This window comes from Pseudomonas sp. LB3P58, from assembly GCF_054897895.1.
Genome location: NZ_JBUBVE010000001.1, coordinates 2,938,491 through 2,958,702 on the forward strand (window position 1 = coordinate 2,938,491; position 20,212 = coordinate 2,958,702).

General features: G+C 60.5%; 12 protein-coding genes. 10 read left to right on the top strand and 2 right to left on the bottom strand.

The window, feature by feature from the left end:
• Complete coding sequence (locus tag ACYZTZ_RS13605) at positions 1-4,908, bottom strand: NAD-glutamate dehydrogenase (protein WP_461998574.1); 4,908 nt, start codon at positions 4,906-4,908, stop codon at positions 1-3.
• 421 nt (positions 4,909-5,329) lie between these two features.
• The gene (locus ACYZTZ_RS13610; RefSeq protein WP_461998575.1) at positions 5,330-6,724 is read right to left on the bottom strand and encodes a hypothetical protein; all 1,395 of its coding nucleotides are present in this window, start codon (positions 6,722-6,724) and stop codon (positions 5,330-5,332) included.
• A 316-nt stretch (positions 6,725-7,040) separates the two neighbouring features.
• Between ACYZTZ_RS13610 and ACYZTZ_RS13615 the strand changes: the two genes are divergently transcribed.
• The 10 genes from ACYZTZ_RS13615 (at position 7,041) to ACYZTZ_RS13660 (ending at position 20,211) form a co-directional block, all read left to right on the top strand.
• Complete coding sequence (locus tag ACYZTZ_RS13615; RefSeq protein WP_461998576.1) at positions 7,041-7,394, top strand: hypothetical protein; 354 nt, start codon at positions 7,041-7,043, stop codon at positions 7,392-7,394.
• 302 nt (positions 7,395-7,696) lie between these two features.
• The gene (locus ACYZTZ_RS13620; protein ID WP_008150800.1) at positions 7,697-8,656 is read left to right on the top strand and encodes an AAA family ATPase; all 960 of its coding nucleotides are present in this window, start codon (positions 7,697-7,699) and stop codon (positions 8,654-8,656) included.
• Between the two features lie 5 nt (positions 8,657-8,661).
• On the top strand, positions 8,662-9,606 hold the full coding sequence (locus ACYZTZ_RS13625; RefSeq protein WP_095128275.1) for a DUF58 domain-containing protein: 945 nt from the start codon (positions 8,662-8,664) through the stop codon (positions 9,604-9,606).
• Positions 9,603-10,097 (top strand): DUF4381 domain-containing protein, encoded by a 495-nt coding sequence (locus ACYZTZ_RS13630; RefSeq protein WP_461998577.1) that lies wholly within the window; start codon positions 9,603-9,605, stop codon positions 10,095-10,097. The genes ACYZTZ_RS13625 and ACYZTZ_RS13630 overlap by 4 nt, the downstream gene beginning before the upstream one ends.
• Positions 10,090-11,166 carry a vWA domain-containing protein gene (locus ACYZTZ_RS13635; protein WP_461998578.1) on the top strand — a complete coding sequence of 359 codons (1,077 nt, stop codon included), beginning with the start codon at positions 10,090-10,092 and terminating at the stop codon, positions 11,164-11,166. Before ACYZTZ_RS13630 ends, ACYZTZ_RS13635 begins: the two co-directional genes overlap by 8 nt.
• Positions 11,163-12,902 carry a tetratricopeptide repeat protein gene (locus ACYZTZ_RS13640; protein WP_461998579.1) on the top strand — a complete coding sequence of 580 codons (1,740 nt, stop codon included), beginning with the start codon at positions 11,163-11,165 and terminating at the stop codon, positions 12,900-12,902. Before ACYZTZ_RS13635 ends, ACYZTZ_RS13640 begins: the two co-directional genes overlap by 4 nt.
• On the top strand, positions 12,899-14,539 hold the full coding sequence (locus tag ACYZTZ_RS13645; protein ID WP_461998580.1) for a BatD family protein: 1,641 nt from the start codon (positions 12,899-12,901) through the stop codon (positions 14,537-14,539). The genes ACYZTZ_RS13640 and ACYZTZ_RS13645 overlap by 4 nt, the downstream gene beginning before the upstream one ends.
• A gap of 196 nt (positions 14,540-14,735) precedes the next feature.
• Positions 14,736-15,980, top strand: a complete 1,245-nt coding sequence (locus ACYZTZ_RS13650; protein WP_461998581.1) for an exonuclease SbcCD subunit D C-terminal domain-containing protein — start codon at positions 14,736-14,738, stop codon at positions 15,978-15,980.
• The gene (locus ACYZTZ_RS13655) at positions 15,977-19,618 is read left to right on the top strand and encodes an AAA family ATPase (RefSeq protein ID WP_461998582.1); all 3,642 of its coding nucleotides are present in this window, start codon (positions 15,977-15,979) and stop codon (positions 19,616-19,618) included. The genes ACYZTZ_RS13650 and ACYZTZ_RS13655 overlap by 4 nt, the downstream gene beginning before the upstream one ends.
• Positions 19,615-20,211: a glutathione S-transferase gene (locus tag ACYZTZ_RS13660; RefSeq protein ID WP_461998583.1), complete on the top strand. Its 597-nt coding sequence runs from the start codon at positions 19,615-19,617 to the stop codon at positions 20,209-20,211. The genes ACYZTZ_RS13655 and ACYZTZ_RS13660 overlap by 4 nt, the downstream gene beginning before the upstream one ends.
• Position 20,212 lies beyond the last annotated feature (1 nt).

Sequence of the window (20,212 nt, forward strand, 5' to 3'; positions counted from 1 at the left end):
TCAGGCCGCCGGTTCCAACTCAGCGCTGGCAGTGCTAGTGGCAGTGACTGGCACTACCGCTTGACCGCTCAACGCCAGATCCAGCAGCTCACGGTTGGCCACCGCATACATGGCGTAATCAGTGCCGCTGGCGGCACGGATTTCTACCAGCATGGCGCGCCAGCGTTCGATCATGCCTTCGTGCTCTTCCATCCACAGCTCCAGACGGGTTTCCACGTCTTGAGTGCCGTCGCCCTGTTGCAGGACCGAGATGGTGATCGCACGTTGTTGCCAGTCGACGTCATCGCGGAACGCTTCACGGGCCAGGGCCTGCCAGTTGTTTTCAACCGGCAGAGCGCTGATCTGTTGCAGGTACCAGGTGATGTCCAGCGCGCTGCCCACAGCGAAGTAAGCCTTCGCCACGTCGGCTGCGTTCTGACCGGTCACGTCGGACGCTTCGATGATCGGCAGCAAGGTGTACAGGTGAGTAGTGCCTGCAACCATGCGCGCCAGCAACTCAGGAACGCCAGCCGCGACGTAAGCCTGATAGCGGGTCTGCCAGCCTTCGCGGGTCGGGCCTTCCAGCAGTTCGTCGAGTTTGAGGCCCAGCGCTGCCAGATGTGGACCGAAGTGCGCGACGTCACGGGCAGCATTCTGCTCGTTGCGACGGCTGCGCAGGAACCAGCGCGTAGCGCGACGGCCCAGACGCATCAGCTCGTCCATCAGCTCCAGTTGCACGTCAGCGGAAACCTGGTAGTCCAGGGCTTCGATCTGACGGAACCAGTGCGGGAGGTGGAAGATGTCACGCACGATCACGTAAGCACCGGCCACGTTCGCCGGGCTCATGCCGGTCGACTCTTTCAGTCGTTGAACGAAGGTGATGCCCATGTGGTTGACCAGATCGTTGGCGATCTGGGTGCTGACGATCTCACGCTTCAGACGGTGACGGCGCATGGCGTCGGAGAACTTGCTCACCAGGGTCGGCGGGAAAGCGGTTTCCATGTCGCGGGTCAGGTAGTCGTCGTCCGGCACCTGGGAGTTGAGCAGCGCTTCCTTGAGGTCGATCTTGCTGTAAGAGATCAGCACCGACAGCTCGGCACGGGTCAGGCCATGGCCTTCCGCGAGGCGTTCGTTGATCGCTTCTTCAGACGGCAGGAACTCGATGGCGCGATCCAGCTTGCCGCGGCCTTCCAGATCGTTCATCAGACGCTTGTATTCGGCAATCCGCACGAAAGCACGGCGTGCTGCCAGAGACAGTGCCTGAGTCTGCTTGTAGTTGTTGCCCAGCACCAGGTTGCCGACTTCGTCGGTCATGCTCGCCAGCAACTGGTTACGTTGCTTGTCGGTCATGTCACCGGCATGAACCACTTCGTTCAGCAGGATCTTGATGTTTACTTCGTGGTCGGAGCAGTCCACACCACCGGCGTTGTCGATGAAGTCGGTGTTGGAACCGCCGCCATTGAGGCCGAATTCGACACGACCCAGCTGGGTCATACCGAGGTTACCGCCCTCGCCCACGACTTTGCAGCGCAGTTCGTTGCCGTTCACGCGCAGTGCATCGTTGGCCTTGTCGCCGACATCGGCGTGGCTTTCGCTGCTGGCTTTGACGTACGTACCGATACCGCCGTTCCACAACAGATCCACCGGTGCCTTGAGCAAGGCGTTCAGCAGCTCGGTCGGGGTCAGCTTGTCCGCCTGAATGTCGAAGCGCTCTTTCATCTGCGGGGAAATCGCGATGCTTTTCGCGCTACGGGAGAAGATCCCGCCGCCTTCGGACATGATGCTGGTGTCGTAATCCGACCAGGCCGAACGCGGCAGGTCGAACAGGCGCTGACGCTCGGCGAAGCTGTTGGCCGGCTCCGGATTCGGGTCGATGAAGATGTGCAAGTGGTTGAACGCTGCGACCAGTTGCAGCTTGTCGGACATCAACAAGCCGTTACCGAACACGTCACCGGCCATGTCGCCGACGCCGACCACAGTAATGTTGTCTTCCTGAACATTGATGCCGCGTTCGCGGAAGTGACGTTGAACGCCAACCCACGCGCCCTTGGCGGTGATGCCCATTTTCTTGTGGTCGTAACCGGCCGAGCCGCCCGATGCGAACGCATCGCCGAGCCAGAAGCCGTAGTCGATGGCGATACCGTTGGCGATGTCGGAGAAGGTTGCAGTGCCCTTGTCCGCTGCCACTACCAGGTATGGGTCATCGTCGTCATGACGCACGACGTTGGCCGGCGGTACCAGCGCGCCGTCTTTCAGGTTGTCGGTGATGTCCAACAGGCCCGAGATGAAGATGCGGTAGCAGGCGATGCCCTCGGCCGCAATCTCGTCTCGACCGCCACCCAGTGGCAGGCGACGCGGCAGGAAGCCGCCCTTGGCGCCCACCGGCACGATGACCGAGTTCTTCACTTGCTGGGCTTTTACCAGGCCCAGGACTTCGGTGCGGTAGTCTTCTTCACGATCAGACCAGCGCAGACCACCGCGAGCAACGTTGCCGAAGCGCAGGTGCACGCCTTCGACGCGAGGCGAGTAAACGAAGATTTCGAACTTCGGTACTGGCTTCGGCAGCTCTGGAATCTGGTGCGGGTTGAACTTGAAGCTGAAGTAGGACTTGTTCTGACCGTGCGCGTCGGTCTGGTAGAAGTTGGTCCGCAGGGTGGCTTTGATCAGGTCCAGGTAGCGACGCAGGATACGGTCTTCGTTCAACACCTGGACGTCGTCCAGTGCGCTCAGAATCGCGTGTTCCAAGCGTTGCTGCTTGTCTTCCAGATCGTCAGTACCGAGCTTGCGGGCCAGGTAGAAACGGGTTTTGAACAACCGGGTCAATTCGCGAGCGATGTCGGTGTGGTTGTTCAGGGTGCTGGCGATGTAACCCAGGTCGAAGCCCAGGCGAATCTGCTTCATGTAACGGGCGTAGGCACGCAGCAGCGCGACATCGCGCCATGGCAGGCCGGCGGTCAGCACCAGACGGTTGAACGCATCGTTCTCGGCATCGCCACGCACGATGTGGACGAACGCGTCCTGCAAGGTGTCGTTGAGTTGCTGGATGTCGAGTTCCAGGCCTTCGGCGGCGGTGAACGCAAAATCGTGAATCCAGAACTCGCGGCCACTGTTGTGACGCAGGCGATACGGGAATTCACCCAGCACGCGCAGACCAAGGTTTTCCAGGATCGGCAACACGTCGGACAGCGCCAGCGGCGTATCGGCGTGATACAGCTTGCAGTGCAGCTCGCGCTGACCGGAAACCTGACCCAGTGGCTGATAGAAGCTCATCACCAGCGGATTGGATTCTTTCAGGCTCAGCAGGTGCTGCATGTCGACCACAGCCGAATGCGCGGCGAAACGCTCGCGGTAACCGGCCGGGAAGCCTTTCGGGAAGTCAGCCAGCACGTTGGTGCCGTGGGCTTCGCCGAAGCTTTCGACGACCAGGCTCGCGTAGTCGTCCTGCCAGCTGCGGCAGGCCTGTACCACTTCTTTTTCCAGCAGAACCGGGTCGATGTCCAGACGGTTCTTCGGATCGACACGCAGAATCAGTTGCACGCGGGCCAGCACGGATTCGGAGAAGAAGGTCCAGAACTCGCAGTCCGAGGCTTTCAGGCGATCCATCAGCACTTGCTGGATTTTCTGGCGCACTTCGGTGGAGTAGATGTCGCGCGGCACGTAGGCCAGGCAGTAGCAGAAACGACCATATGGGTCTTTGCGCAGGAATACGCGAATCTTGTTGCGTTCCTGGATCTGCACGATCGACATCACGGTGGCGAACAGTTCGTCGACCGGGGTCTGGAACAGGTCGTCGCGCGGCAGCACTTCAACCACCTGCGCCAGTTCCTTGCCCAAGTGAGCCTTGGCCTGGAAGCCGGAACGGCGTTCGATTTCTTCGACCTTGCGACGGATGTACGGGATGACCCGCACGCTCTCGCCATACACCGACGAGGTGTACAGGCCCATGAAACGGCATTCCTTGATGACGTTGCCGTCGGCGTCGATTTCACGGATCGACACGTAATCCGGGTAAGCCGGACGGTGGACACGGCTTGGATGCGCAGCCTTGGCAAACGACAGCAGGGTCGGTTCGCGCAGGTAGTTCACGGCGTAGTCTTCGATGCGCAGGTCATCGTAGGTCAGGCCGGTGCGCAGCAATTTGGTCAGGCCGAGGAAGGAGTCCTGGTCGTAGACGATGTGGCCGCCATCGGCTTCATCGCGAACCACGAACTCTTCATAGCCCAGGAAGGTGAAGTGGTTGCCCACCAGCCATTCCAGGAAGCTTTTGATTTCGGCTTTTTCTTCAGAATCGACAGAGAACTGGCTGTTGTCCAGGCCGGTGAGGATTTCCTGGACCTTGGCTTTCATCGGTTCGAAATCGGCGACCGCGACGCGGACTTCACCGAGAACCTGTTCCAGTTCCTTGCTCAGGACATTCAGTTCGGCCGAATTGGCGCAACGGTCGATTTCCAGGTACATCAACGACTCTTGCAGAATGTCGTCGCCCTGGGTGCCTTTCGGCAGGATTTCCAGCAGCTCGCCCTTGCTGCCGCGACGCACGCTCAGCACAGTGGTTTGCAGGGTGTGGATGCTGTAGCCGCGACGGTTCAGCTCGGTGCGTACCGAGTCCACCAGAAATGGCAGGTCGTGGTGCAGCACTTCGACCGCGGTGTGGGTCGACTGCCAGCCGTGGCGTTCGTAATCGGGGTTGTAGACGCGCACTTGCGGTTGCGCGTGATCGAAGCGCTCAAGCAGGCGCCACGCAGAAAGGGTGCAGCCGGCGAGGTCGGACAACCGACGCTGGGTCAGCTCGTCCAGGGAAATGATGCCGAAAAATTGTTCCGCGAACAGCGCCACTTGTGGCAGTGCCTGTTCACTGATGTGCTGGGCCAGTGCCGCTTGCAGTTGGTGCTGGAAGTCGGCTTTGCTGGCTGCGGTGAAGAACGCCATCTGTGGTACTCCGCTTGGGCTTGTTATTGATGGAAGCGTCGCGTGCAAACCCCTTTCGGGGCAATCCGTCACCCTGTTCCTGATTCTCGGGCAGAGGAAACAGGATGACAGGTGGGTGAAGCTGGACGAGACACTCAGGTCACATTCACCTTCCATGAATGGGCATCTGCAAAAACGACTGGGCAAGGTACAGCGCAATGCCTTTACAGGTGCTCATCCGTTGCGCAGCTTAACCAGTGCGGCAAGGCCCGTGCTTGCAGCGCTGCGACATATTCGGTCATCGGTACGTAACTCTCGGCACATGCCTGGGACAACACTAGCAGCAGCGCAGAAAAAAGGATGGTTTAAGCAGCGATTACGCGCTGCGCGTATCGGATGTGACCGACAGGCGCCAGGACGTTCACGATATGTGACCAGCAGGTCAATCAATCAGATCCTGGAATGCCTGGTACTTGCTGACAGTCGCGCAGTCGTAACACAGCATTTCCAGCATCACCTTGTCCATTTTCACGTCGATGTTGCTCGAATCGCATTCACGACAGAACAACTGCTGGCCACCGATCAAGTCCGCGCCAAACGTCCCACCTGAAAAGAACTGCGGCACCAGCTCGTCGTGCCAGTAAAGGCCGGGAGACTTCGAGAACCCGGCCCCGCTGTCCTTGAGCACGACGTCATACAAAAGCCGATGCAACGCCGATTGAGGAACCCGGGAATCTCGGTAGGCACGCTTGCGCCAGTGCTTGGCCAAGGCATCTTGCGCGGTGTTCAGCATGTTGCCGGGAATGGTATTGGAGGCATGTGACCTGCCCCTGGATTTACCGGTTTGATAAAAGTGTGTGGCATTCTTGACCGCAAGCCGTGCGAAATAATGAATCTCGCTGACAGAAAAATCCTGAAGCAGTTGATTGACCACCGACTCGGCGCGATTTTCGGCAGTAAACACAAAGTCGACTTCATGAGCCAGAACATGAATAAACTGAAGCGCCTCTTTTCTCGCCAGGTCAAACAATAACGAATAAAGCTCACTCTTCCACGGCAACTGAACACCTTCGGCAAGTTCTTCATATAACGCTACATACAAGGCCTGGCACGAACTTCTGAGTTCTTTATCCAGCGTCACATTGATCTGCCAGCGGACGGCACTAAAGTCTCGAATGCTGAAACCGTTTTCTCGATCGAAAGCCTTGATTGTCGAATCGAGATCCACCACCAGCACCCCGGCCTCGAAAAGTTGCTTGAGCAAGGCTTGCGACGCTACATCGTTGGGTGCAATTGGCTCTGCTCTGGACCTTGAAGCCAGCGGTTCGATGCGCTCCAGGCCAGGCAGGGAACACGTTTCCATCAGGGCCAGCAACCCCAGCTTTTGCACAAACCCCAACGTGTGGCATGGCACGGGCTGACGCATCACAGCGTAGCGCTTCGCCAACTCGTCCCGATCCAGCCGGGCCTGAGCGGCCAAGGCTTGCTGTTTGACCTTGAAGCACTCGACACAGGCACAGCCCATCCGCCGTCCATAGTGCCCGACGGCAAAAAATTTGTGTTCGCATTGCAGGCATTTGAAAGGTGGAGCATCGGATTCACGGGTGGTTTTTGCGCGCCTTTTTGCCCACATTGGCACATCGCAATACGGGCATCGCAGGTCCTTGCTGATAATCGGCGGCAGCACTTTGAGCAGCGCTCGAGGTTCGACCTCAACCTTGTACTCGAGCAGTAAATCAGCGTTCTTTTCGCCATTCAGATAACGTTCATACAATGTCTCGATATCAGATTCGGACAGATGTGCCACTTCAATTGCTTTCTCAAAGTACTGATCCATCAGAACACGCTCCTTCTTCTTCGGCTTTATCGATGTAACAACTCGCAAACAAACTAACGCACAGACATAAAAAAACAAGCGGAAAACACATAAAGCCACTTAAAGAGTTGGTTTGACGCAACGACCTACATCGGCCAATCAACTTTCGTCCAACTAATTACTGGCAATCCTTCAGAAACTTCCTACGCAACTGCTATAACGCTCACGCCGTAGCTTTTGCGCCGATTTCAAATACAAAGCAGCAGAAAATCCTCCAGGCTGGCAAAATCCCTCCCTCGATTGTCTTTACCGAATACCTCGAACCAGGAATCCCGCCATGCAAATGACCACCGCCCTCTTGATCGTCAACCCGTGCGATGACGAAGAAGACAACATGGCCATGCTCTGCTGCCACAGCGATCAGGGCGATATGTTCCTGATGACCCGCTACCCCGACGAGGACGCGCTGGACATCAGCCTCGGCGACGAGCCTTCGACCCTGGACGGCGTGAAAGTCACCCTCAGCCCTACCCGCCTGCTGATCGAAATCGCCGCCGCTGACGCCGATGCGCTGAATGGTGATGATTCGCTGGAAATCATTCACAACACTGATGCGGCGGATTTGGCTGAAGTGGAAGAAACGTTGCAGAACATCCTCAAGGGTACTGGCACTTATATCAGCGAGCTTTGAATCTCAGCGCCTGAGCGGACGCCTTCGCGAGCAAGTCGAATCGTCGCACCGCCGCTCCCACATTTAATCGCGTTCTGCCAGGAGAAATGCGATCGAATGTGGGAGCGGGCTTGCTCGCGAAGAGGCCCGAAAGAACACCAGCACCCTACGAGCCCTACAAAACTCCAACAATTTCCCCAGCCATTTCGCGCACTTTGCACAAAATGCCGTTAGTCGCCGCCCCCCGCGATAGATTAAAGTAACGCCCCCAGCCCTGGCGTTATTCGAACGTCTTCGGTCACCCTTTCCAGGAACAGTCATCGATGGAACATCGTGAAGCGCTACTAGCGCTGCGAACCTTTCTTTCAACGCAGATTCTCGGCCAGGAAAAACTCATCGAGCGCTTGCTCATCGCCTTGCTTGCCGACGGCCACATGCTGGTCGAGGGCGCTCCGGGCCTGGCCAAGACCAAGGCCATCAAAGAACTTGCCGAAGGCATCGAAGCACAGTTCCATCGCATCCAGTTCACCCCCGACCTGCTGCCCGCCGACATCACCGGCACGGAAATCTATCGCCCGGAAACCGGCAGTTTCGTGTTCCAGCAAGGCCCGATCTTCCACAACCTGGTGCTGGCGGACGAAATCAACCGCGCCCCGGCCAAGGTTCAGTCGGCCCTGCTCGAAGCCATGGGCGAGCGCCAGGTCAGCGTCGGGCGCAGCACGTATGAGCTTTCGCCGCTGTTTTTGGTGATGGCCACGCAAAACCCGATCGAGCAGGAAGGCACCTATCCACTGCCCGAAGCGCAGCTCGACCGCTTCCTGATGCACGTGAAAATCGGCTTCCCGGACGCCGCCGTCGAACGTCGGATCCTGCAACAGGCCCGTGGCGAAGCGTTGAATGGCGAAACCAAGCCCGAGCGCCGGGTCAGCCAGCAGGCGATTTTTGCCGCGCGCAAGGAAATCCTCGGTTTGTACATGGCTGACGCTGTGGAGGAATACCTGGTGCAACTGGTCATGGCCACGCGCACCCCGGCCAAGTTCGACCCGGAGATGGCCGAGTGGATCGCCTATGGCGCCAGCCCGCGCGGCTCGATCGCCCTCGACCGTTGCGCCCGGGCCCACGCCTGGCTGGCCGGTCGCGACTTCGTCAGCCCGGAAGACATCCAGGCCGTGCTGTTCGACGTACTGCGCCACCGCATCATTCTTTCCTTTGAAGCCGAAGCCGCGGGCATCGACCAGGACCGGGTGGTCCAGCGGATTCTCGACGTCGTAGCCGTCGCTTGACCCCGATGAACGTCATCCTGCCGCCCGAGCCGGGCATCCGTGTCAGCCTCGCCGAGCTGATCGAGATGCGCCATCGCGTGCGTGAAGTGCAACTGTTTTCCACACCGAGCCAGCGCAGCCCGCTGATCGGCTTGCACCACTCCAAACTGCGCGGGCGCGGGGTGGACTTCGATCAGGTGCGGGTCTATCAGGCCGGCGATGACGTGCGAAGCATCGACTGGCGCGTCACCGCCCGCACCCAGGAACCCCACACCAAGCTGTTCCATGAAGAGCGCGAGCGGCCGATTTTCATCATGGTCGAGCAAAGTCGCCGGCTGTTTTTCGGCTCGGGGCTGATGTTCAAATCGGTGCTCGCCGCCCAGGCCGCGAGCCTGATCGGCTGGGCCGCACTGGGTCATAACGATCGCGTCGGCGGACTGGTGTTCGGCAACAACGAGCACTATGAAATCAAGCCACGACGCAGCAAACAGAGCCTGCTGCAGTTGCTCAACCGTCTGGTGCGGGTCAATCAGTCGCTGCACACGGAGAACGAGCCGGACCGGGACGCCTTCAACATTGCCCTGCGCCGCGCCCGGGAAGTCCTGCGCCCCGGCAGCCTGGTGATCATAATCTGCGACGAACGCACCCTGACCGAGGGCGCCGAACAACAGCTGAGCCTGTTGTCGCGGCATTGCGATCTATTGCTGCTGCCGGTATCCGACCCTCTCGATCACGCCCTGCCCGCTGCCGGTCTTTTACGTTTCGCCGAACGCGGTGCGCAACTGGAACTCGACACCCTGAATTTCGAGCTGCGTCAGACCTATCGAGCCCAGGCCGAAGCACGCATCGCTCGCTGGGAATTGCTGGCGCAGAAGCTGCGGGTATTGCTGATGCCCTTGAGCACCCAGAGCGAGATGGTTGAACAATTGCGCGAGTACCTGAACCCACAGAAACCGGGGAAAGGCCGATGAGCAGCCTCGATCAACTGCAACCGCTGATCTCCCCGCCACCAATCGAATTCTGGCCACCGGCACCGGGCTGGTGGCTGTTGCTGTTGTTACTGCCGCTCATCGGTTTCGGTCTGTGGAAGGCAAGGCGCTTTCTTCCAGACAAGCGCCCGATCGTGCGCGCCGAACAACCGCTGGACCCGGTGCGCCTCGCCGCGCTGGCCGAACTGGCGCGCATGCCCAAACCCTACGACGGCGCTCCGGCCGGCGCCTGGTTGCAGCAACTCAACGGTTTGCTCAAACGCCTGTGCCGCAACCACTACCCCTATAGCCAGAGCCATACCCTCAATGGACGCAAATGGCTGGCATTCCTCGACAATCGTTGCCCGGCCGCCGGTCTGACCCGCTGGATGGTGCTGGTCGAAGGCGCCTACAAACCCGAATGCAAACTCGACGACAAGGCCATCGCCGGCCTGACCCAAGCCGTCGACACCTGGATTCGCAAACATGTTTGAGTTCGCCTGGCCGTGGATCTTTGCCCTGCTGCCGCTGCCCTGGCTGATGCGCATCGTGCTGCCTGTGGCCGACAGTGGCGAGCCGGCGCTCAAAGTCAGCTTCCTCGGCGACCTCGAAGGCCTGGTCCGTCGCCGCGCCCGGGCCAACCTGCCGGCCTGGCGCCAACAGGCACCGTTCATGCTGCTGTGGCTGTTGTTATTGATCGCCGCAGCGCGCCCACAATGGCTTGGCGAACCGCTGCCCATCGCCGCCAGCGGTCGCGATCTGCTGGTCGCGGTCGACGTGTCCGGCTCGATGGATTTCCCCGACATGCAGTGGCAGGACGAAGACGTCAGTCGACTCACACTGGTTCAGCACTTGCTCGGTGACTTCCTTGAAAGTCGCGACGGCGATCGCGTCGGCCTGATCCTGTTCGGCAGCCAGGCGTATCTGCAAGCACCGCTGACGTTCGACCGGCACACGGTGCGCGTGTGGCTCGACGAGGCGCGGATCGGCATCGCCGGCAAGAACACCGCCATCGGCGATGCCATCGGCCTGGCCCTCAAACGCCTGCGCCAACGCCCGGCACAAAGTCGCGTACTGATTCTGGTCACTGACGGCGCCAACAACGGTGGCCAAATCGACCCGCTCACGGCTGCGCGGCTGGCGGCTAGCGAAGGCGTGAAAATCTACCCGATCGGTATCGGCGCCGATCCGGAGCAAAGCGGCACTTTGGGTTTCCTGGGGGTCAACCCGAGCCTCGACCTCGATGAACCCTCCTTGATGGCGATCGCCGAAGCCACGGGCGGCCAGTATTTTCGCGCCCATGATGACAAGGAGCTGCAAGCGATCAAGGACACCCTCGACAAACTGGAACCGGTGACCCAGCAACCGACTCAGGCCCGCCCGGCTCAGGCGTTGTACCACTGGCCTTTGGCGCTGGCGTTGCTGTTGAGCATGCTGTTGGTGGTTCGCGAACGCTGGCCGGACAACCCGTTGCAGCGACTGTTCACCAAGGATCTTCTGCAAAATCAGCTGCCCGACTGGCGCCAGCGGCTTAAACGCCTGCGCCTGCGGAGGCGCCGATGAGTGCGCTCTGGCCGTACTTGTTCCGCCCCTGGTGGTTACTGTTGTTGCCATTGCTCGGCTGGTTGCTCTGGCAACTCTGGCATCGGCAGAAACGCGCCGGGCGCTGGCAGATGATTCTGCCACCGGCCTTCCATGCGGCGTTGCTCAGTGGTGGCAACGGTCGCGACAGCAAATTGCCGTGGGTCATCCTTGGATGTGCCTGGGTGCTGACCGTTCTGGCGCTGCTCGGGCCGAGCTGGGAACGTGTCGAGCAAGCCAGCCAGAAGCCCGCCGACCCGCTGGTCGTGGTCCTTGAGCTGACCCCGGAAATGCTCGCCACCGACGTACCCCCCAACCGGCTGGAACAGGCCCGGCGCAAGCTGTTCGACCTGTTGGAGAACCGCAGCGATGCCCAGACCGCGATCGTCGTCTACGCCGGCAGCGCTCACACGCTGGTGCCGCTGTCGGATGACCTGTCGACCAGCCGCAATCTATTGGATGCCCTCAAGCCTTCGCTGATGCCCCAGTCAGGTCATCGCGCCGATCTGGCGGTGACCAAGGCCCTTGCCCTGCTGGAACAGGGCGCCCTCGGTGACGGGCGGATCCTGCTGATCGGTTCAACCTTGACCGAACAGGAACGACAGGGGATTCAACAGGCGCTGGACGGCAAGTCGACACAATTTCTGATGCTCGGTATCGGCACTGCCGAAGGCGCGCCGATCACCCAGGAGGACGGCAGTTTTCTGAAGGACGACCAGGGCGCGATTCTGGTGCCACATCTGGACGAGCCAAGCCTGAAAGCCTTTGCCAACGACCTGAACGGAAGCTATCGCCACGCTCGCCTGGACGATGCCGACTTGCGCGCACTCGGCTTGCTCGAGGGACCACGCGCGCTGCGCAACGACGGCCATACCCTGCGCCTCGATACGTGGGCCGATCAGGGTTACTGGCTGTTGTTGCCGTTGTTGCTGCTGGCGGCGTGCGCCGGTCGTCGCGGCTGGCTGTTCTGCTTGCCACTGCTGTTTTTGCTGCCACAACCGAGTTATGCCTTCGACTTCAACGATTTGTGGCTGCGACCCGACCAACAAGGTCTGATCTTGCTGAAGCAAAAGCGCGCGGCCGAGGCTGCGCAACATTTCGAAGATCGACAATGGCAAGGTGTGGCGCTCTACGAGGCAGGCGACTACAGCGGCGCCGCCCAGCGGTTCGCCGAAGGCAGCGACGCCCACGCCCACTACAATCGTGGCAACGCCCTGGCCAAAAGCGGTGAGCTGGAAGCCGCGCTGGATGCCTACGAACAGGCGCTGGAACGTCAACCGGATTTGCGCCCGGCCCTGACCAACAAGGCGCTGGTGGAAAGTCTGCTCAAGCAGAAAAACACACCCCCGCCCGTTGAACCGGACAAAAACGCCGGCAACGAGACCGAGCCACACACGCAAGAACCGCCGCCGGGCGCGGCCACGCAACCGTCGGAGAATGGCGAACCGAAAACCGACGGCCAACAAACCACGACGGACTCCGACCAACAGAGCAAAACGCCGTCGAAACCCGGCACCAATGAAGTCCCGGGCAGCGAGCTGGGGAATGAAGACAGCACCCGACCACCGATGCGTCCGGCCAGCGACAGCATCGACGGTGAACAGCGCCAGGCGCTGGAGCAATGGCTGCGCAAGATCCCGGATGACCCGGGTGAATTGCTCAGACGCAAATTCTGGTACGAACAGCAACAACATCAGGATCAGGGAAAAACTCGATGACCCGCTTCACCACTTTCTTGCTCGCACTGCTGCTCTGGACTGCTCAGGCCCAGGCTGCCGGGCTGGTCGCCAGTGTCGATCGCAGTCGCCTGAACAGCGGCGAAACGATTGAACTGACCCTGGAAACCAACGACGTGACGCAGTTCGGCAAGCCTGATCTGGCACCGCTGGAGCCGCTGTTCGAAGTGCGCGGCACCCGTCAGGTCAACCAGTTGACCACCCTGAACGGCGACAACCGTGCGACCACCCGCTGGATCATCACCCTGCTGCCTCGGCAGAACGGCAGCGTGGTGATTCCGTCACTGCAACTGGGTGACGTACAGAGTCAGCCGATCACCGTGCAAGTGGTCGAGACCGAAACCCAGGACAGCCCGAACCAACGGGCCCCGGTATTCATCGACGCCAGCCTCGATCAAAACAGCGTGTACGTACAAGCCCAGGCGATCCTGACCTTGCGCATCTACCATTCGGTGTCGCTGTACGACGACAGCAGCCTGCCCCCTCTGCAAATCCCCGATGTGCGCATCGAGCAACTGGGCGAGGCGCGCACCTACGAGAAAGACATCAATGGCCTGCGCCACGGCGTGATCGAGATGCGCTACGCGATCTACCCGCAACACAGCGGTGAGTTGGTCATTCCGCCGCAGATATTCAATGCCGCACTCGTCGACGCACAGCCCGCCAAGGACTCCGCCGCCCAGGCACCGAAATCCGGCAAATTGATGCGGGTCAGCTCGGCCGAGATTTTGCTGACGGTCAAAGCCAAACCCATCACCTACCCGGCCGACGTGCCATGGCTGCCGGCCCGCAGCCTCAGTCTGAGCGAAAGCTGGAACCCGGAACCGGATCATGCGCAGGTGGGTGATTCGTTGACCCGCAGCCTGACGGTGAAGGCTGAGGGGCTGGACAGTTCGCAATTGCCACCGCTGCCCGCCACCGACGTCAACGGCTTGCGGCGCTACCCGGATCAACCGGTGCTGGGCAACCAGAACAGCGAGCGCGGGCTGATCGGCAGTCGCGAAGACCGTGAAGCCCTGGTGCCGACGCGCAGCGGCGCAATCGAGTTGCCAGCGGTTGAAGTGATCTGGTGGAACACCTTCGAGGACCACCTGGATCACAGCAGCCTGCCGGCCCGAACCCTGCCAGTGGCGAATAATCCGAGCCTGATGGTCGACACCCCGGCCGGCATGCCACAAGTCTTTTCCGCTGCCGACAACGAAGCCCTCTGGTGGTGGAAACTCAGCACCCTGATCCTGGCCTGCACCACCCTGCTGGGCTTCGGTCTCTGGTGGCGCGCCCGCTGGCAACCGGCGATCCTGCGAGCGGCGCAGACCGGCCCGAGCCCGCGCACCGTGCTCGACGATCTCAAGCGCGCCTGTCAGGCCAACGATTCCCACGCCACCCGCCAGGCCCTCGACGCCTGGGCCCGACAACAGCCGGAAACCCTGGCCGATATGGCGGCGCGCTTTGTGCCGTTGTCCGACGCCCTCGATGGCTTGAACGGCGCGCTCTACAGCGAAACCGGCCAGCATTGGCAAGGTGAAGACTTGTGGCGGGCGATCAAGGCGATTCCGATTGCCGAGCGGGTTCAGGATCCGGTGGGTGACAGTGGCCTGCCGCCGCTCTACCCCAAATAAGATCAAAAGATCGCAGCCTTCGGCAGCTCCTACAGGTGTACGTCATGCCAATGTAGGAGCTGCCGAAGGTTCGGGCCGCGTTTCGGACGATCTTTTAAGCCCTTCAGCATCCCCGGTCTTTTGCCAGTAAACTCCCTCCCCTTTAGCCGCGATCATTTTCCTCGCGGCCATCACCTTATTTCCTACGGAGTTCACCTTGCGTCTGTTTCACACCTCCGACTGGCACCTTGGACAAAACCTGCACGGCCAGGAACGCGATTTCGAACACGCCTGCTTTCTCGAATGGCTGCTGCGCCAGCTGAAGCTGGACCAGCCAGACGTGCTGCTGATCGCCGGCGATATCTTCGACACGGTCAACCCGCCGGTCAAAGCCCAGGAACGTCTCTACGATTTCATCGTCAGCGCCCATGAACAACAGCCGAAGCTGACCATTGTGATGATCGCCGGCAACCACGATTCCGGCTCGCGCATTGAACTGCCCGCGCCGCTGATGCGGCGTTTGCGCACGCATGCGCTGGGCCGTGTGCTGTGGCTGGATGACGGTCAACTCGACGCCGAACGCCTGTTGCTGCCATTGCCGGACGCCAAGGGCAAAACCGTCGCCTGGTGCCTGGCGCTGCCGTTCCTGCGACCCGCCGAAGTGACCGGCGCGCACTTGGGCGACAACTACCTGCGCGGTATCGGTCAGGTTCACGAATGGCTGATCGAAGCGGCCAATACCAAGCGAAAGCCAGGTCAGGCGCTGATCGCTATCAGCCACGCGCACATGGCCGGCGGTTCGGTCTCGGAAGACTCCGAGCGCAGCCTGATCATCGGCAACGCCGAAGCGCTGCCCGCCAGCCTGTTCGGGCCGAGCATCAGTTACGTCGCCCTCGGTCACTTGCACAAGCCGCAGAAGGTCAATGGTGAAGAGCGTATCCGCTACAGCGGCTCGCCGATTCCGTTGTCGTTCTCCGAGATTGGCTATCAGCACCAGATTCTCGACATCCAACTGAAAGGCGAAACCCTGGTCAGCGTCGAACCCAAACTGATTCCCCGAGCTGTGAATCTGCAACGCATCGGTCCCGCACCATTGGCGGAAATCCTGCTGCAACTGGCCGACTTGCCGAACATCGACTTGCTGGCCGATATCCAGCGCCAGCCATGGCTGGAAGTTCGGGTGCGCCTCGATGAGCCGCAACCCGACTTGCGTTATCAAGTGGAAACCGCCCTGCAAGGCAAAGCCGTGCGCCTGGTGCGGATCGCCGCTGAATACGCCGGCAACGGCAGCCGCGATGGCGTGGATGACGGCACGACCTTGATCGAACTCGACCAGCTCACGCCTCAGGAATTGTTCAGCCGCGCCTGGCAGGACAACTACGGCAGCGAGGTCGACGAGCAAACCCTCAAGGACTTCGCCGAGCTGTTGCAAGACGTGCAGATGGAGAGCGAACCAGCATGAAGATCCTCGCGATCCGCCTGAAAAACCTCGCCTCACTGGCCGGGCCTTTTGAAATCGACTTTACCGCTGAGCCGTTGGCCAGCGCCGGTCTGTTCGCGATCACCGGGCCGACCGGCGCCGGTAAAAGCACGTTGCTCGACGCCTTGTGCCTGGCGCTGTTTGGTGCTGTGCCTCGGCTGAGCAATGCTCAGGTGTCTGCCAAAGCGCCAGACGCCGACGGCGAGATCAGCACTGGCGACCCTCGCACGCTGCTGCGTCGCGGCACCGGTGAAGGTTATGCCGAAGTCGATTTCGTTGGCATCGATGGCCGTCGTTACCGCGCTCGCTGGGAGGCTAATCGCGCCCGGGAGAAGGCCGGCGGCAAGCTGCAAGCCAGTCGTCAGAGTTTGCGCGACATCGATCTGGATCAACTGCTGGCCAGTCAGAAAGTTGAATTCAAAACTCAGCTCGAATCCGTACTGGGCCTGAACTTTGAGCAATTCACCCGCGCGGTGCTGCTGGCCCAGAGCGAATTCAGTGCGTTCCTCAAGGCTAACGACAACGAACGTAGCGAACTGCTGGAAAAACTCACCGACACCGCGCTCTATACGCGCCTCGGCCGCCGGGCTTTCGACAAAACCAAAGAAGCTCGCGAAACCCACAAGCTGCTGCAGGACCAGGCCACTGGCGTGACGCCGTTGTCGCCAGAAGCCCGGGCGGAACTCGACGAACGCTTCAACGAGGCTCAGCAGCAACTCAAGACCCAGCAAGCGCAGCTCAAGCAATTGGAATTGCAACACAGCTGGCTCAAGGACCTGCGTCAATTGCAGGACGAGCAGCAGAGCGCCACCGAGCAGTTGCAATCGGCCCAGCAGCGTTGGGAAGTTCTGGCCGGCGAACGTTTGAAGCTGACTCGCCTGGAGCAACTGGCCCCGCAACGGCACCAGTTCGCCCGCAAGACAGAACTCACTGCCCAGCTCACACCGCTGGCCGCGCAGATTCAGCAGCACACCCAACAGCAAACCGAACTGAATGAGCGTCAGGCGCAACTCGAACACAGCCTGAGCGCCGCGCAGACCGCGCTGGTCGAGGCCCAAAGCCAACACACCTCAAGCGCTCCACTGCTGCGTCAAGCCTTCGAAGCGCAAAGCACCCTCGCCCGTCTGGTCAAAGACGCCAGTCTCAGTGCCGACCTCAAGCAGCAGGCGGAACTGGCCTGCACTCAGGGCCAAAACACGATCCGAGGCCTGCTCGACCAACAGAAACTGGTCGCCGAACGTTTGCAGCGAATTGCCGGGGAGCTTGAGCAAAGCACTCCTCTGGCCCCCTTGAGCGATGCCTGGAACGCCTACCGTGATCGCCTGCAACAGCTGATGCTGATCGGCAATCGCCTGAACAAGGGCCAGGCTGAACTGGCCGCCTTGGAACAAAGCGCCGCTCGCGCTGCCGAGGACCTGTCCACCCAGCGCCAGAGCCTTGAAGTGCTGTACAAGGAAGCCGGCGCCGAACCGGAAGCGGTGGCCGAGCAGATCCGGATTCTCGGGAGTCTGTTGCAAGACAACCGCAAGCAGCAGCGGGCCTTTGAAGAGCTGACGCGCCTGTGGGCCAGTCAGCAGGAACTGGACAAGCGCGCGTCCGAACTCCAGCAGCGCCAGCTGACCGCTCAGCAAGAACGAGAACGTCTGACCCAGGACGGTGTGAAAGCCAAGAGCGAATTGGTCGTTGCCGAACAGACCCTGACCGTCACCCGCGAACTGCTGGAACGCCAGCGTCTGGCCCGCAGCGCCAGCGTCGAAGAACTGCGCGAGCAGTTGCAGGACGATCAGCCGTGCCCGGTCTGTGGCAGCCCCGACCATCCCTATCATCAGCCCGAAGCCCTGCTGCAGAGCCTTGGCCGGCATGATGAAAGCGAACAGGCCAACGCCCAGAAAGCCGTCGACCTGTTGAAAGAAAAACTCACTGAACTGCGCGCTGAAGTGGGCGGCGTGATTGCCCAGCAAAAGGAGTTGCTGCAACAGCAAGAACACCTCGCGACCCAGCAGCAGAGCCTGGCACCGAGCCTTGAAGCACATCCGTTATCTGCACAGCTGTTGACGCAGGATGCGGCTAAACGCGATGCCTGGCTGGTGCAGCAAAACAACCAGTTGAACCAAAGCATCACTCAGGACGAACAACGGCAAACCGCCCTGCTCACCCTGCAACAGGACGCCGCGCGCCTTCAACAGCAACTGCGTAGTGCTGAAGCGGCGAGCCAGCAAGCAGCCCAGCACCTGGCCAACCAGCAACGTGAGTTGAGCAGTGATCGCCAGCGTCTGGACGAGGAGTTGACGGCGTTCAGCACCCTGCTCCCGGCCGATACGCTGCAAGCGTTGCGCAACGAACCGGCTGCGACCTTCATGCAACTGGACCGGCAGATCGCTCAGCGGCTGGAACAACTCGATCAGCAACGCGATGAACTCGGCGAACAGCAACAACGGCAGCAAACGCTGGAGAAAGAACAGGACCGCCAACTCACTCGCCTCCAGCAGTTGGAAACGGCCCGACAGCAGTTCACCGCCCTCGCCGACCAGCAACAGGCCTGCCAGCAAAAACTCACGCAATTGCTCGGCGAACACAGCAGCGCCGAGCAGTGGCAGCAGCAACTGGATCAAGCCGTCGAACAGGCGCGCAATGCTGAAGCGACGGCCAATCAGGAACTGCAAACCGTGCGTACGCGGCTGGTGCAACTGGGCGCCGAACTCAAGGCCCAGCAGGAACGTTCGCAGGCACTGGAAACCGAAGATCGCGAGCTGAGCGGCAAGATTGCCGACTGGCGCGCATTGCATCCGGAACTGGATGATGGTGGTCTGGAAGATCTGCTTGGTGTCGACGACCAGCAAGTCAGCGAACTGCGTCAGCAATTGCAGCAAAGCGAAAAAGCCATCGAACAGACCAAGGTCCTGTTGCAGGAACGCGATCAGCGTCTGCTCAATCATCAAGCACAACACAACGGCAATCTCGACGCCGAACAGCTGGCGACGGCGCTTGCCGAATTGCAAAACCTGTTCACCGCCAGCGAACACCGTTGCGCCGAACTGCGCGCCGAACAGGCCGAGGATCAGCGTCGGCAAAACGCCAACCAGGCCCTCGCGCAGCAGATCGCCGACGCCTACACCGAATATCAGCGCTGGGCGCGTTTGAATGCGCTGATCGGTTCGGCCACGGGCGACACCTTCCGCAAGATCGCCCAAGCCTACAATCTCGACCTGTTGGTGCATCACGCCAACGTTCAGTTACGGCAATTGGTGCGGCGCTATCGCCTCAAACGTGGCGGCAGCATGCTCGGTTTGTTGGTGATGGACACCGAGATGGGTGATGAACTGCGTTCGGTGCATTCGTTGTCCGGCGGCGAGACGTTCCTGGTGTCGCTGGCTCTGGCGCTCGGTTTGGCGTCGATGGCATCGAGCACGCTGAAAATCGAATCGCTGTTCATCGATGAAGGCTTCGGCAGCCTTGATCCGGAATCCCTGCAACTGGCCATGGACGCTCTCGACGGCTTACAAGCGCAGGGACGAAAAGTCGCGGTGATTTCACACGTGCAGGAAATGCATGAACGGATTCCGGTGCAAATTCAGGTCCGCCGTCAGGGCAACGGCCTGAGTACGCTGGAGGTGAAATGAATACGCTGTATTCCTTCCGCCGCTGCCCCTACGCGATGCGGGCTCGCATGGCCCTGCGCTACTCCGACGTTGCGGTGAACATTGTCGAGGTCAGCCTGAAGGCCAAACCTGCCGAAATGCTGGCGCTGTCGAGCAAAGGCACGGTGCCGGTGCTCAGCGTCGACGGTCAGGTGATCGATGAAAGCCTGGCGATCATGCACTGGGCCCTGGCGCAGAACGATCCGCAGGATTGGTTGCTCAAGGGTGACCCTGTCGGGCAGCAACTCATCGCCGAGCTGATCGAGGAAAACGATCAGGTGTTCAAGGTGCACCTGAATAGCTACAAGTACGCCGAGCGATATCCCGAGCAGCCAATGGCGTTTTATCGCGCCGAGGGCGAGGTGTTTTTGCGCAGGCTCGATGAGTTGCTGGAGGGACGCGACTACCTGCTGGCCGAGCATCCGAGTCTGGCGGATGTGGCGCTGATGCCGTTCGTGCGGCAGTTCGCCCATGTGGATCGCGAGTGGTTCGGGCAGACGCCCTATCGCCGTTTGCAGGCTTGGTTGCAGCGGTTTCTGGAGTCGGAGCTATTTATTGGCGTGATGCAGAAATAAC

Coding starts and splice junctions, on each gene's coding strand:
- ACYZTZ_RS13605 (WP_461998574.1), bottom strand. CDS start 4,908: ATGGCGTTCTTCACCGCAGCCAGCAAAGCCGACTTCCAGCACCAACTG.
- ACYZTZ_RS13610 (WP_461998575.1), bottom strand. CDS start 6,724: ATGGATCAGTACTTTGAGAAAGCAATTGAAGTGGCACATCTGTCCGAA.
- ACYZTZ_RS13615 (WP_461998576.1), top strand. CDS start 7,041: ATGCAAATGACCACCGCCCTCTTGATCGTCAACCCGTGCGATGACGAA.
- ACYZTZ_RS13620 (WP_008150800.1), top strand. CDS start 7,697: ATGGAACATCGTGAAGCGCTACTAGCGCTGCGAACCTTTCTTTCAACG.
- ACYZTZ_RS13625 (WP_095128275.1), top strand. CDS start 8,662: ATGAACGTCATCCTGCCGCCCGAGCCGGGCATCCGTGTCAGCCTCGCC.
- ACYZTZ_RS13630 (WP_461998577.1), top strand. CDS start 9,603: ATGAGCAGCCTCGATCAACTGCAACCGCTGATCTCCCCGCCACCAATC.
- ACYZTZ_RS13635 (WP_461998578.1), top strand. CDS start 10,090: ATGTTTGAGTTCGCCTGGCCGTGGATCTTTGCCCTGCTGCCGCTGCCC.
- ACYZTZ_RS13640 (WP_461998579.1), top strand. CDS start 11,163: ATGAGTGCGCTCTGGCCGTACTTGTTCCGCCCCTGGTGGTTACTGTTG.
- ACYZTZ_RS13645 (WP_461998580.1), top strand. CDS start 12,899: ATGACCCGCTTCACCACTTTCTTGCTCGCACTGCTGCTCTGGACTGCT.
- ACYZTZ_RS13655 (WP_461998582.1), top strand. CDS start 15,977: ATGAAGATCCTCGCGATCCGCCTGAAAAACCTCGCCTCACTGGCCGGG.
- ACYZTZ_RS13660 (WP_461998583.1), top strand. CDS start 19,615: ATGAATACGCTGTATTCCTTCCGCCGCTGCCCCTACGCGATGCGGGCT.